This window comes from Cryobacterium sp. LW097, from assembly GCF_002205495.2.
In the GTDB taxonomy this organism is placed as follows: Bacteria; Actinomycetota; Actinomycetes; order Actinomycetales; family Microbacteriaceae; genus Cryobacterium; species Cryobacterium zongtaii.
On record NZ_CP021992.1, the window covers coordinates 2,411,235 to 2,424,624 of the forward strand.

A 13,390-nucleotide genomic window follows, 5' to 3' on the forward strand; every position below is an offset into this window, starting at 1 on the left:
TTCAGTAAAGGAACGATCAAGTATCGAAGGAACCACATGGAAACTTCATAGTTCCTTCGACAGTTCCATATTCGGGGGCAGAAGACTCGACGTAGGAGCGCTACTGGCGCCAGACGAAAGGAAATTCCATGATGGGAAATTACGCGGGCGGTATGGGCGGGGTCGGCTGGATCCTGATGGGTCTGCTCTCGGTGACGCTGATCGTCGCCATCGTGTGGATGGTCGTAGGAATGGTCACCCAGCCCAGACAAGCATCCGCCCCCGCAGCGACGCCTGAGTCGAGAATCGACACTCCAGCCGACATCCTGAAGCGCCGGCTGGCTCGGGGCGAAATCGACACAGCGACATACGAAGAGCTGAGCTCCATGATTGACAAGGTTCGCTAAACGCCCCGGCCTGTTAGCGATCCGTGCCAGTAGCCCAAAGAAGCACTGGGCGGATCGTCTGTCCGGCGCCCGAGCAGAGCCCACCGCTACCCGGTGGCCACCGAACCAAAGGAAAAGTCCCCATGAATAAGCGCAACCTCGCCACCGTTGCAGTCACAGTCAGCGTCGCTGCAGTCGTCGCCACGACTGCCATCGTCGCAACCACCACCGGAAGTTCTGACGCGAAGGCAGCCTCCCACAACGACATGGTCGCAGGCACCATTTGGGTCGCAAACGAAGATGGCGCAAGTCTCACCGCGATCGATGCTTCCACCAATACCGTCGCGACTACCCTCACGGGTATCGACAGCCCTCACAACGTGCAAGCCACTCAGGGTGGGCAATCTATCTGGGCGGTGAGTGGCACGACGTCGATGGCAGTGGAGATCGACTCACAAACGAACGCAGTAAACGGCACGTCCGCCACCGGCGCGATGCCGGCCCACGTCATCGTCACGCCCGACGAGACCCGAACCTACACAACGAACAATGCGGACGACACCGTCTCAGCCGTCGACATCGCTACCATGACGACCATCGCCACGATCCCGGTCGGCGACGGGCCACACGGCCTGAGGCCAAGCCCCGACGGCAAGACCATCTATGTGGCCAACAACAAGGGAACCACGCTCAGCGTCATCGACACCGCTTCCAACACCCAGATCGACGCGATCGAGGTGGGCAAATTGCCCGCACAGGTAGCGTTCTCGCCCGACGGAGACTTCGCCTACGCATCGCTAAACGGCGACAACGCTGTAGCCAAAGTCGATACCAACACCCGTGAACGCGTCTCCACAATTCCCGTGGGCGTGGGTCCAATCCAAACCTTTGTCAGCCCCGACGGTCAATACCTTCTAGTCGCCAACCAGGGCACCGAAGAGCATCCCGGCAGAACTGTCTCGGTGATCGACACCGACACTTTTGATTTTGTCCGCACTGTCGAGACCGGCGCCGGCGCGCATGGTGTCACCATCGACCCGACGAGTCGACACGCCTACATCACCAACACCTTTGACGACACGGTCTCAGTACTTGATCTCAAGGAGATGACGGTGGTGGCTACCGTTCCGGTCGGATCGATGCCGAATGGGATCACCTTCACCAGCCAGGCCGCGGGGATTGCCCCCACAGTCGAGCTGGACCTGAAGATGGACGCCAACGATGTGCCCGGCATGAAGCATTGACGGATGCGGTAGGTGAGGCCCGGTGATTCCTGCGTCGCGAGCCAGGGGTGTGCGAAACAAATGTAGCTGTTTCGGCCCTTCCGCGCGCCCGTAATTGGGGCGGAGTTCCGCGGATGGCCGCGGATTGCGTGGGTATGGCGTCCGCGCTGGCACGGGTGGATACGGGCTGATGCTGGTCACGTTGAAGTGATTCTGGTGCGTTTCTGGTCACACATGCGAGCGGGTTGGAAAGCTGCCCGATAGCCCAAAGGCCCATACTGCCAGCGCCGGGCCTGGGAATGTTTGGTGCGATTCTGGTCACAGAGTCGGGGCTTGAGTAGATCAATCTGGCGTCGTCGCAGCACACGCCGGTGGATACTGACGTGCGCCAATGCTGGCTGCACCCGCGAGGAGCAGTCCACGCATCACGTCCGTCAGTATGCGGGAGGAGCGTTGCACGGCAACTCGTTCGCCGTCCCGTGGTCCAGCAATCAAGGTTGCCTTTGTGGCGCGATTCTGGTCACGCCAATCGCGGATTTCCGGGCTTCGCGTACGGGTCGCACGAAAATGCTCAACTACGCAGGCTCCGTATTCCCTGATGAGCGTACATTTACCGGAGACTCGAACCAAGAACCTCGCGTCCTTATTCATCTGTATTCAGGCCACTCACAGCGGCTAATCCAAGAATCCGCGGCTGACCGGCATAAAAGATGCGATGCAAGCGCAAATGGGCAGCGGTTCTAGCGGTTTTCGGACATGCATCGCTAGGGAGTTCCAAACAAAAAAACCCCCGTATGACCGGGGGTTTTGTTACTGCTGGGGTACCTGGACTCGAACCAAGAACAAATGAACCAGAATCATCCGTGTTGCCAATTACACCATACCCCAATGCGTTGTCCGAGGACCGCGCCGAAAAGTAACTCTATCCCACTCCGGGGCGACCAGCCAAATTGACGGGAGGGTGTGTCGCAAGCGGGCCGAGAAGTTCCCGGTTTATCGCCACCGCGGCGCGAGCTCCCTCTCCGGCCGAGACCAGCAGTTGCTCCGGGCCGGGCGGAGTGGTGTCCCCCGCGGCGTAAAGCCCGGGCACCGAGGTGCGACCCTGATCGTCGACGACAAGCAGGCCGGCGGCATCCGTTGTCGGGGTCAGCGACGCAGCGAACGTGGCGGCAGCCTCGTACTTGGGGCGCACGAACCCGCCCTCTCTGGCCACGAACTCGCCGTCGGCGACCTGGATGCCGGTCATGACTCCCCGCTCCCCCACCACGTCGGTGAGCGGGCGGCGGTCGACGCGGATGCCGCGCGCGGCCAGTGCGGCCTCGTCGGCGTCGGTGACCTGGCCGACACCGTTGGTGAAGACGATCAGGTCGTCGGTCCACTGCGAGATGAGCAGGGCGTGTTCGGCGAGGTCGTCGGTCTCGCCGATCAGGGCCAGGGCCCGGTCGGCCTCTTCGTAACCGTCGCAGGCGATACAACTGTGCAGGTTGGTGCCGTACCAGGCGCGAATGCTCGGCAGCGCCGGCAGCGTCTCGGCCAGGCCCGTGGCGATGAGCACGGTGCGCGCGGTGACCACGCGGTTCTTCTCGCCCCGCATGCCCTTGGTGGACACGGTGAAGCGGGCGGCGGCGGCGGCGGGCAACTGCTCGACGGAGCGCACCAGGCCCATGTGGAACTCGGCGGCCGGGTAGGCCTCGTACTCCTCGCGGCCGATGCGGCGCAGCTCCAGCGGCGGCACGCCGTCGCGGGTGATAAAGCCGTGCGAACGCAGGGTGGCGGAGTGCCGGGGCCGGTTGCTGTCGATCATCAGGGTGCGGCGGCGGGCTCGCACGAGGTTGAGCCCCGCGGCCAGGCCCGCCGGGCCGGCACCGATGATGACGACGTCATACGGCGCCTCAACGGCACCGGCAGCGGAATCGCTGCCGGCACCGGCGCTCAGCAGACCGTCCGAGCTCATGACACCAGGGTCGCCGAGAGCCGATCCAGGCGAGCCAGCGAGTCGGCCCGGCCGAGGATCTCCATCGACTCGAACAGCGGCGGCGAAATCTTGCGACCGGAGACGGCGACACGCAGCGGGCCGAACGCGACCCGCGGCTTGAGGCCGAGGCCACCGATCAGGGTGTCAGTGAGGGTGCTGTGCACGAGTTCGTGGGTCCACTCCTCTTCGGGAATGTCGCGCAGCGCTGCCGTGGCGGCCGTGAGAATCTCGGCGGCGTTCTGCGGGAGCGAGGCGAGCGCATCCGGCTGGTGCTCGAGCTTGTCGGCGCTCTCGAAGAGGAAACCGAGCATGTCCGGCGTCTCACCGAGCAGGGCGATGCGCTCCTGAACCAGCGGGGCGGCGGCGGCGAGGATGGCCTGCTCGGTGTCACTGAGCGGCTCGGTGAGCACGCCGGCGTTCACCAGGTAGGGAACCACGCGGGCGGCGAAGTCGGCCGGCTCGAGCAGACGGATGTGGTCGCCGTTGAGCGATTCGGCCTTCTTGAGGTCGAAGCGGGCGGGGTTCGGGTTCACGTCGACCACGTCGAATGCGGCGATCATCTCTTCGATGGAGAACACGTCGCGGTCGTGGGTGAGCGACCAGCCCAGCAGGGACAGATAGTTCACCAGGCCCTCGGGGATGAAGCCCCGTTCGCGGTGCAGGAACAGGTTCGACTCCGGGTCGCGCTTGGAGAGCTTCTTGTTCTTGTCACCCATCACGTAGGGCAGGTGGCCGAAACGCGGCACGAAGGTGGTCAGGCCGATGTCGATCAGCGCGTGATACAGCGCGATCTGGCGGGGCGTGGACGAGAGCAGGTCTTCGCCGCGCAGCACGTGGGTGACACCCATCAGGGCATCGTCGACGGGGTTCACGAATGGGTAGAGGGGATGGCCGTTGGGGCGCACCACGACGAAGTCGCTGAACGAGCCGGCCGGGAAGGTGATCTCACCGCGGACCAGGTCGTCGAAGGAGAGCTCGGTGTCCGGCACCTTGAGGCGGAGCGCGGGCTCGCGACCCTCGGCGCGGAAGGCCGCCTTCTCTGCGTCGGTGAGGTCGCGCTCGTAGTTGTCGTAGCCGAGCTTGGCGTCCCGGCCGAGCTTGATGTTGCGCTCAGCGATCTCCTCGCCGGTGGCGAAGCTCTCGTAGATGTGGCCGGATTCGATGAGCTTGGCGATCACGTCACGGTAGATGTCGTAGCGCTGGGACTGGCGGTACGGCTCGTGGGGCCCGCCGGCCTCCACGCCCTCGTCCCAGTCCAGGCGCAGCCAGCGCATGGCGTCCAAGAGCTGGGTGAAGCTCTCCTCGCTGTCGCGGGCGGCGTCGGTGTCCTCCACGCGGAAGATGAACTTGCCCCCGTTGTGCCGGGCGTAGGCCCAGTTGAACAGGGCCGTACGGATCAGGCCGACGTGCGGCGTTCCGGTGGGCGAGGGGCAGAACCGCACACGCACATCAGTGCCGGTTGCGGTCGAGAACGGGTGCGCTGTTGTAGTAGACATACGACATTCATCCTACCGAGCGAGCGGCGCGCCCGGGGTGTGTTCACGGTCTGCCCCCACGAGTGACCAGGGCGCCGCGTCGATCTCGCCGATGGCCCGGATGGTGGCAGCCACGGCCGGAATCGACTCCGCGCCCTCCGTTCCCACCAGGTGAATCGTGCGGAAGTCGCCGCCCGCGGTCGGCCGGGCGACGATCCCGGCCGGCAGGGGCGACGCGGCGATGGCCAGGGCGGGCACCAGCGCCACCCCCAGGCCCGCCGCGACCATGCCGAACACCGCCACGACGTTGTCGGTCTCGTAGGAGATGCTGGGGCTGAAGCCGCTGCGGGTGGCGAGGTCGAGCAGGTGCGCCCGGCAGCGCGGGCAGCCGCCGATCCACTGGTCATCGGCCAGCAGGGCCAGGTCGATCCGGTCGCGGCCGGCCAGGGGGTGCTCGCGGGGCACAACCACGAGCATCTCGTCGCGCCAGAGCGGCACGACGGTGAGGCCCTGGGCGCTCTGCCGGTGCGGGTCGGCCTGGTCGCCCGTGTAGCTGAAGGTGATCGCGAGGTCGGCGGCCTGGTCGCGCACGGCCCGCACGGCCTCCGGCGGTTCGGCCTCGAGGTAGTTCAGCTGCACACCGGGGTGCCGCTGGGAGAGGCCGCGCAGCACCGTGGGGATGACCGTGGCCGAGGCGGAGGGGAAGGCGGCGAGGGTCACCCGGCCGCTCCGCAGGCCGGCCAGGTCGCTGAGTTCGCCCGCCGCGGCATCCAGCGCCTGTGTCACGGTGGCGGCGTGCCGGGCCAGGATGCGGCCGGCCTCGGTGAGCCGCACGCCGCGGCCGGCCTTGGTCACCAACGGCATGCCCAGGCGGGCCTCGAGCCGTTTGAGGTGCTGGCTCACGGCCGGCTGGCTGTAGCCGAGCGACCGGGCCGCCGCGGTGATCGAGCCCAGCTCATTGATGCGGTGCACGATGCGCAGCGCGTGGGAATCTACGTCGAGTGCACGGTGAAGATTTTCGGGCATGCCCAAATCATAACCACTGGTTATCTGATTGATCGAGGACTGGGCGTTGCCGAATGGATCGAACGGGGCAACGCTGGATGGATGCGATCCACCGTTCCGTCCACTGTTCCGCCCGTAGCCCCGGCTCCCGCCCCGACCATGCCCCAGGTGCGGGCCGCCTACGCCCCCACGAACACGCGCTACCTGGCCGCGTGCACCTCGGGACTTCCCACCCTGGACACGGTGCGGGCGCTCCGCGAGGACGCCGGCATGTGGGGCAGCGGCCTGGCCTCCCCCGCGCACTACCAGGCCGAAATCGACCGGGCCCGGGCTCTCTACGCCGGGCTGGTCGGGGTGGGTACCGACCGGGTGGCGATCGGGTCACAGGCGTCGGTGATGGCAGCCGTGCTGGCCGCATCCGTGCCAGAGGGGCGCGAGGTCGTCTGCGTCGACGGGGACTTCACGTCGATGGTCTTCCCGTTCCTGCAGCAGGAGCACCGCGGGATCACGGTACGCCACGTTCCGGTGGCCCAGCTCGCCGCCTCGCTCACCGAGCGCACCTGGCTGGTCGCCTTCTCGCTTGTGCAGTCCGGCACCGGTGTGATCGCGGATGCACCGGCCATCCGCGCGGCAGCAGCCGCGGTGGGTGCATTCACCCTCTGCGACACAACACAGGCCACCGGCTGGCTGCCCGTACACGCCGGCGACTTCGATGCCACCATCTGCCACGCCTACAAGTGGATGGGTGCACCGCGGGGCGCGGCCTTCCTCACCGTGCTGCCCGCGCTGGCCGAGGTGCTGCGCCCGGTGCAGGCAGGTTGGTTCGCGGGCGACGACCCGTGGGCATCCTGCTACGGCCCGACCATGACCCTGGCGACGGATGCCCGACGCTTCGACGTGTCACCGGCCTGGCCGGCCTGGGTGGGCACGCGGGTGGCTCTCGAGTTCTTCAGCTCACTCGACTCGGCCGCCGTGTACGCCCACGACACCGGTCTGGGCAATGCCCTCTGCGCCGGGCTCGGACTGCCCGAACACAATCAGGCCATCGTCACCTGGGCCGATCCCGCCGGAACCGACCTGGCCCGACTCACCGCCGCCGGCATTACCGCGTCCGGCCGGGCCGGCCGCGCCCGCGTGGCCTTCCACCTCTGGAACGACCCCACCGACGTGGCTGCCGTCTTGGCCGCCCTGGGGCGCTAGCCTCGCACGAAAGCGGCCCTGTGGTCGCCTCGGGATGGTGAGGCGACCATAGGACCGCTTTCGCGAAACTGCCTGGTACGGCTAAGCGCTGCTACTTCTGGGCGGCCACCGCGTCGATGATTGCACTGGCGAGCTTCACCGAGGAGGCCGGGTTCTGGCCGGTGTAGAGGTTGCGGTCGATCTCGATGTGCTCGGCGAACGAGGCACCCTCGACGAAGTCGGCCCCGAGCTCGACCAGCCGCGCCTGCACGAGCCACTTGGCCTTCGGGGCGAGTCCGCCCAGGGCCTCTTCGGCGTCGGTGAAGCCGGTCATGCGGTAGGCCAGGAACGGCCAGGTGCCCTCAGCGGCCGTGGCGGCCAGAAGTGCGGCAGGGGCGTGGCAGAGCACACCGAGAATCCGGCCGGATGCGATGGTGTCCGTCATGATCTGGCCGCTGGTCGTGTCGACCGCGAGGTCCTCCATGGGGCCGTGTCCACCGGGGTAGAAGACCACGTCGTAGTCGGCGGCAGTGACGTCGTCGATCGAGGCCGGGCTCTTCAGCGCGGGGATCGAGTCGAGATAGCTGCGGAGTTCGATGGATCGTTCTTCGCCTCCGGTGGCCCCGGCGGCCAGGCTGCCCTCGTCGACGGTGGGCGCGACGCCCTTCGGGGTGGCGATGGTGATCGACCAGCCGGCCTCGGTGAAGAGGCGGTGCGGCTCGGCGAGTTCCTCGGCCCAGTACCCGGTGGGGTGCAGGGTGCCGTCGTTGAGGGTCCAGTGGTCAGCAGCGCTGACAACAAAAAGTACGGAAGTCATGTTTCTCCTAGATCGAATTCAGTGAATCGGTTGCGGCGGTTGCGGATCAGTGCCCGGCCGCGGCGGAGTCAGAGGTCTTGACCACCATCTTGCCGGTGTTCTCTCCACGAAGCATGCCCAGGAACGCATCGACCGAGTTCTCGATGCCCACAACGACGGTCTCGTCGAAGACGATGTCGCCGGCCGTGAACCAGGCGCCCATCTGCTCGGTGAAGGCCGGGAAGTGCTGCAGGTAGTTGCCCACGGTGAAGCCCGTGAGGGTGAGCCCGCGGGTGACGATGTTGACCATGTTCTGCACGCCGGTGGGGCCATCGGTGCGGTTCATCTGCGAGATGGCGCCGCAGAGTGCGGCGCGGCCGCCATCCTTGAAGGCACCGAGTGCGGCGCTCAGGTGGTCGCCGCCGACGTTGTCGAAGTACACGTCGATGCCCTCGGGGGCGGCTTCTGCCAGTTGGGTGGCGAGGTCGCCGGTCTTGTAGTTGAAGGCCGCGTCGAAGCCGTACTTCTCGGTGAGCAGGGCCACCTTCTCGTCGGTGCCGGCGGAGCCGATGACTCGTGCGGCACCCTTGAGGCGAGCGATCTGGCCGACCATGCTGCCCACGGCACCGGCTGCGCCGGAGACGAAGACGGTGTCGCCTGCCTTGAACTTGGCCACCTCGAGCAGGCCCACGTAGGCGGTGAGAGCGGTCATGCCCAGCACGCCCAGGTACGCCGACGACGGCACGTTGGGGATCTCGGGAACGACGCGGAAGCCCGCGGCATCCTCCTGTACGACATCGCGCCAGCCGTACTGGTGCACAACGAGGCTGCCGACGGGCACGGACGCCGCGGCCGACTCGACCACGTGGCCGACGGCGCCGCCGCCCATGGTCTCCCCGAGCACGAAGGGCGGAATGTAGGACTTCACGTCGTTCATGCGGCCACGCATGTAGGGGTCGACGGAGATGAAGTCGTTAACAACGCGCACCTGGCCCGCCGCCAGGTCGGGCAGGTCGATGACCGCGGTGCTGAAGTCCGTTGCGGTGGGCCAACCGGTGGGCCGGGCGGCGAGCTGAATCTGAGTGCTGGTGGCTGTCGTCATGAAAAGAGTCCTTACTGTTCGCGATCGGTGCCGGGGGCGTCCCTGTTCTCAACGGATAGTTTTCTGCACCGATCGTTTTACTATAGCCGGGCTATCGTTTATAGTGAAACGAGCGGTACAGAACATTCACAGCAACACCGCTCGCAACACCCACGGACCAGACGTCCGCGGACGGAAGGCAGACAGCTCATGGGACGGCTCCAGACGTTCGACAGCACCACGGTCGTGCAATCCGCCCGCGACGTCTTCTGGGACCGCGGCTACGACGGCGCATCCCTGGCCGACCTCGAGACGGCGACGGGTGTAAACCGGTCGAGCCTGTACCACGCGTTCGGCAGCAAACGCGGGCTCTTCGACGCCGCCGTCGCCGATTACCGCGACACCGTCATCCGGCCGCGCCTGCGCGGCCTGCAAGCGGATGGCGCCGGCCGCCAAGAGCTGCTGGCCTACTTCGACGAACTGCGGGAGGCCGTGGCGACGCTGCCACTGGACTCCCCCCGACGGGGCTGCCTCCTGGTCAACTGCGCCACGGGTCTGGCCACGCACGACGAACCCGCCCGGGAAGTGGTCGAGGCATACCGAACCGAGTTGGCCGCCGCACTTCGCAACGCCCTCGCCGGCGGACCAGCTGAAAACACCGACGAGCGGGTGCGAACCCTCGCGTCGCTCTCGATGAGCGCGATGCTGCTCGCGAGGGTCAATGCCGCCGAGTCGGCCGCGCTTCTCTCCACGGCCGCCGACCAGGTCCGCGCCTGGTTCCCGCTCTAACTGTTCCCCGTCCGGACAATTGGTCCCGGTGCGCCGGGCACAATTGTCCGCTTGGGCAACAGTCGCTGCCTAGGAGCGGGCGATTCCCCACTCCGCCGCGAAGACCTCTGGCGTGAATTAGTTCAGCTCGCGGCGCACCGTCTCCAGCATGGAGTCGGCCAGCTGCGAGTCGTTCTGCCCGGAGCGGTAGACCTCGCGCCCATCGGCCCTGACCCGGATGACGAGGTCGGCGACCGCCGGTCCGATCGGGGTGTCTCCCATGCCGAGCAGGCTGACCGCCAGCGACGCCACGGTGCCGGCGAGCATCCCTGCCCGCCGGGCCATGGTGACCTCGCGCGGTTCCAGGTCGGCCGTGTACAGCTCGGCAGCGGTCATCGGTCCCCCGTCGGTCCGGTCGGTCAGGCCGGGCGGCGAACCGGGTTGGTGAGCACGCCGAGGCCCGGGATCTCGATGCTCGCGGTATCGCCGTGCGACACTCGCCGTGCGGCGCTGGACGAGCCGGTGAGGATCACATCGCCGGGCAACAGGGTGAACGAGTGCGAGAGGAACGAGACGATTTCCGCCATCGAGAAGGCCAGCAGCGACACCTCTCCGCTCTGGAACTCCACGTCGTTGACCCGGCCGAGCACGCGGCCGTCCGTGGGGTCGAACTCGGTGTCGATAACCGGTCCGAGCGGGCAGAACGAGTCGAAGCTCTTGGCCCTGGCCCCGTGGCCACTGCCCTCGGCCAGGTCGACGGCGGTGACGTCGTTGGCGATTGTGTAGCCGAAGATGGCCCCGGGAGCGTCGGCGACGCTGAGATTCTTGGCGACCCGGCCGATCACGATGGCCAGCTCACCCTCGACGCGTACATCGTCGGAGGCCGCGGGCAGCACGATCGGGTCGTTGGGGCCTACGACGGTGGTGTTGGGCTTGAGGAAGAAGCGTGGCTCGGCGGGCTCCCCCGGCGCGGCAAGCGCCGCGGCCTTCTCCGCGGCATCCGCGAAATAGGCGCCGGCCAGGCCGACGACCTTGGAGCGCGGAATCACCGGCGCGAGCAGCGCCACATCCACCAGCGGCAGGCGCGCGCCGGTGGGGTTGTAGCCGGCGAACATCGGGTCGCCGGTCAGGACGACCAGTTCGTCGTCGTCGATGATGCCGAACGCGATGGTTCCGGCGTGGCTGAACCTGGCGATCTTCACGCCGTCACCTCCGCGTCCAGACGCATCAACCAGCCGTGCCGGTCGGGCAGACGGCCGTACTGGATGTCGGTGAGCTCCTGACGGAGCGCCAGGGTGATCTCCCCCGCGGCAGCGTCGGCGTGGCCGATGGTGAAACCGACGGCCTTGAGCTGGGCGATCGGGGTGACCACGGCGGCGGTGCCGCACGCGAACACCTCGGTGATCTCACCGGATGCCACGCCGTCGCGCCACTCGTCCACCGTCACGTCGCGCTCGATCACGGTCATTCCGCGGTCACGGGCGAGTTGGATGATGCTGTCGCGGGTGACGCCCTCGAGGATGGTGCCGGTGAGGCGGGGGGTGACGAGGGTGTCGGTGCCGTGCACGAAGAACACGTTCATGCCGCCGAGTTCGTCGATGTGGGTGCCGGTCTCCCCGTCGAGGAAGAGCACCTGGGCGCAGCCGTTGTCGTACGCCTCCTGCTGGGGCAGCAGGGAGGCCGCGTAGTTGCCACCGCACTTGGCGGCTCCGGTGCCGCCGCGACCGGCGCGGGAGTACTCGGTGGACAACCAGATCTTCACCGGGGCGACGCCGTCGGTGAAGTAGGCGCCGGCGGGGCTGGCAATCACGTAGTAGCCCACCTTGTGCGCGGCTCGCACGCCGAGGAAGCTCTCGTTGGCGATCATGAACGGGCGCAGGTACAGGCTGGTCTCCGGGGCGTCGGGCACCCAGGAGCCGTCGACGGCGATCATCTGCTTGACGGATTCGAGGAAATCGGCCACTGCGAGTTCGGGCAGCGCCAGCCGGCGGGCGGAGCTCTGCAGGCGTTCGGCGTTCTTCTCCGGCCGGAACGTCCAGATGGAGCCATCGGCATGGCGGTACGCCTTCATGCCCTCGAAGATCTCCTGGCCGTAGTGCAGCACCGAGGAGGCGGGGTCGAGCAGCAACGGCCCGTATGGCGTCACCCTGGCGTCGTGCCAGCCCTTCTCGATGGTCCAGTCGATCGTGACCATGTGGTCGGTGAAGTGCTTGCCGAAGCCGGGGTCGGCGAGGATCGTTTCGCGCTCAGCGATGCTGCGGGCGGTCTGTGACGGCGTGCGCTCGAACTCGAGCGGGAAAGATGTGGTCTGCTGGCTCATGGGAGTCCCTTGTGTTTAGACGGGAGTGCGGTTAGGCGGGAGTGCCGGTCAGGCGGGACACGATGGCATCGCCGACGGCGCTGGTGGATCGTGGCTCCGCTGCGACGCTGCGGGCGATGATGTCGGCCGTGACGGCCGCGCTCACCCTGGCCGACGCATCCGCCAGACCGAGGTGGTTCAGGAGGAGCGCGACAGAGAGGATCGCCGCCGTGGGATCGGCCAACTGCCGGCCCGCGATGTCGGGTGCCGAACCGTGCACGGGTTCGAACATGCTGGGGAAGCGACCTTCCGGATTGATATTTCCGGATGCCGCCAGGCCGATGCCGCCGCTGATTGCCGCTGCCAGGTCAGTGAGAATATCGCCGAAGAGGTTGTCCGTGACGATGACGTCAAATCTACTCGGATTCGTGACCAGGAAAATCGTTGCCGCGTCCACGTGCAGGTAATCCACGGTCACGTCAGGGTATTCGGCGGCGACCTCGGTGACGATGCGCTGCCAGAGGCTGCCCGCGAAGACGAGAACGTTGGTCTTGTGCACCAGGGTGAGCTTCTTTCGCGGGCGGTTCTGGGCCGCTTCGAAGGCGTAGCGCACGACCCGTTCCACGCCGAACGCCGTGTTGACCGAGACCTCGTTGGCGACCTCGTTCGGTGTGCCCTGACGGATGGCGCCGCCGTTACCGACGTAGGGACCCTCGGTGCCTTCGCGCACGACGACGAAGTCGACGTCGCCGGGGTCGCCGAGCGGGCTGGGCACACCGGGGAAGAGGACGCTGGGGCGCAGGTTCACGTAGTGGTCGAGGGAGAAACGCAGTTTGAGCAGCAGCCCGCGCTCGATGTTGGCGTTCTTCAGCCGCGGGTCGCCGGGCAGCCCGCCGACGGCGCCGAGCAGGATGGCGTCGTGGGCGCTGATCGCGGCCAGGTCATCGTCGGTAAGCACGTCGCCGGTCGCGAGGAACCGGGTGGCACCGAGTGAGAAGTGGGTGAGCTCGAACTCGACGGGGTCGGCGTGGGTCACGGCGTCGAGCACCTTCAGCGCTTCGGCGACGACCTCCGGGCCGATGCCGTCTCCGGCGATGACTGCGAGCTTGACTGAGCGGGACATGCGGCTCCGATTACGGTGAGGCAGCCGGTGGGCTGGCGATATTGGCGCGATATTGGCTTGGAGATACCCTGCAAATCAACCCTACTGTGCCCATTTGGCTG

13 protein-coding genes and 1 tRNA gene are annotated in these 13,390 nt (G+C 67.0%); 4 read left to right on the plus strand and 10 right to left on the minus strand.

Translation table 11 applies throughout. From position 1 onward, the window contains the following. The first annotated feature begins 128 nt into the window (after positions 1-128). Together B7495_RS11210 and B7495_RS11215 are read left to right on the plus strand one after the other, a co-directional pair. Positions 129-386 (plus strand): SHOCT domain-containing protein, encoded by a 258-nt coding sequence (locus B7495_RS11210; RefSeq protein ID WP_088456641.1) that lies wholly within the window; start codon positions 129-131, stop codon positions 384-386. A 122-nt stretch (positions 387-508) separates the two neighbouring features. Next, positions 509-1,609, plus strand: coding sequence for a hypothetical protein (locus B7495_RS11215; RefSeq protein ID WP_240632215.1), 1,101 nt, complete (start codon positions 509-511; stop codon positions 1,607-1,609). Between the two features lie 795 nt (positions 1,610-2,404). On the opposite strand, the gene B7495_RS11220 is transcribed toward B7495_RS11215, so the two are convergent. From B7495_RS11220 to B7495_RS11235, 4 genes are all read right to left on the minus strand, one after another. Next, positions 2,405-2,476: transfer RNA gene (locus tag B7495_RS11220), tRNA-Gln, on the minus strand. Between the two features lie 34 nt (positions 2,477-2,510). Then, positions 2,511-3,542: an NAD(P)/FAD-dependent oxidoreductase gene (locus tag B7495_RS11225; protein ID WP_088456642.1), complete on the minus strand. Its 1,032-nt coding sequence runs from the start codon at positions 3,540-3,542 to the stop codon at positions 2,511-2,513. Continuing rightward, positions 3,539-5,059, minus strand: a complete 1,521-nt coding sequence (gene gltX / locus B7495_RS11230) for a glutamate--tRNA ligase (RefSeq protein ID WP_088456643.1) — start codon at positions 5,057-5,059, stop codon at positions 3,539-3,541. The genes B7495_RS11225 and gltX overlap by 4 nt, the downstream gene beginning before the upstream one ends. 12 nt (positions 5,060-5,071) lie before the next feature. Continuing rightward, positions 5,072-6,064: a LysR family transcriptional regulator gene (locus tag B7495_RS11235; protein ID WP_088456644.1), complete on the minus strand. Its 993-nt coding sequence runs from the start codon at positions 6,062-6,064 to the stop codon at positions 5,072-5,074. Positions 6,065-6,145: 81 nt separating this feature from the next. On the opposite strand from B7495_RS11235, the gene B7495_RS11240 reads away from it, so the two are divergent. After that, the gene (locus tag B7495_RS11240) at positions 6,146-7,243 is read left to right on the plus strand and encodes an aminotransferase class V-fold PLP-dependent enzyme (RefSeq protein ID WP_370028140.1); all 1,098 of its coding nucleotides are present in this window, start codon (positions 6,146-6,148) and stop codon (positions 7,241-7,243) included. A gap of 91 nt (positions 7,244-7,334) precedes the next feature. On the opposite strand, the gene B7495_RS11245 is transcribed toward B7495_RS11240, so the two are convergent. Together B7495_RS11245 and B7495_RS11250 are read right to left on the minus strand one after the other, a co-directional pair. Next, positions 7,335-8,039, minus strand: coding sequence for a type 1 glutamine amidotransferase domain-containing protein (locus tag B7495_RS11245; protein ID WP_088456645.1), 705 nt, complete (start codon positions 8,037-8,039; stop codon positions 7,335-7,337). Positions 8,040-8,085: 46 nt separating this feature from the next. Then, the gene (locus B7495_RS11250) at positions 8,086-9,120 is read right to left on the minus strand and encodes an NADP-dependent oxidoreductase (protein ID WP_088456646.1); all 1,035 of its coding nucleotides are present in this window, start codon (positions 9,118-9,120) and stop codon (positions 8,086-8,088) included. A 189-nt stretch (positions 9,121-9,309) separates the two neighbouring features. Here B7495_RS11250 and B7495_RS11255 point away from each other — a divergent pair, with 189 nt between their 5' ends. Continuing rightward, on the plus strand, positions 9,310-9,888 hold the full coding sequence (locus B7495_RS11255) for a TetR/AcrR family transcriptional regulator (protein ID WP_088456647.1): 579 nt from the start codon (positions 9,310-9,312) through the stop codon (positions 9,886-9,888). A 117-nt stretch (positions 9,889-10,005) separates the two neighbouring features. Here B7495_RS11255 and B7495_RS11260 read toward each other — a convergent pair whose 3' ends face one another. From B7495_RS11260 to B7495_RS11275, 4 genes are read right to left on the minus strand one after another with little or no spacing between them, the layout of a single operon-like run. Beyond that, a complete protein-coding gene (locus tag B7495_RS11260; protein WP_088456648.1) occupies positions 10,006-10,263 on the minus strand; it encodes a hypothetical protein in 258 nt (85 codons plus the stop codon). A 23-nt stretch (positions 10,264-10,286) separates the two neighbouring features. Continuing rightward, positions 10,287-11,069, minus strand: coding sequence for a fumarylacetoacetate hydrolase family protein (locus tag B7495_RS11265; RefSeq protein WP_088456649.1), 783 nt, complete (start codon positions 11,067-11,069; stop codon positions 10,287-10,289). Continuing rightward, complete coding sequence (locus tag B7495_RS11270) at positions 11,066-12,187, minus strand: branched-chain amino acid aminotransferase (protein ID WP_088456650.1); 1,122 nt, start codon at positions 12,185-12,187, stop codon at positions 11,066-11,068. The genes B7495_RS11265 and B7495_RS11270 overlap by 4 nt, the downstream gene beginning before the upstream one ends. A gap of 31 nt (positions 12,188-12,218) precedes the next feature. Then, positions 12,219-13,289 carry a 3-isopropylmalate dehydrogenase gene (locus tag B7495_RS11275; protein WP_088456651.1) on the minus strand — a complete coding sequence of 357 codons (1,071 nt, stop codon included), beginning with the start codon at positions 13,287-13,289 and terminating at the stop codon, positions 12,219-12,221. Between the last annotated feature and the right edge of the window lie 101 nt (positions 13,290-13,390).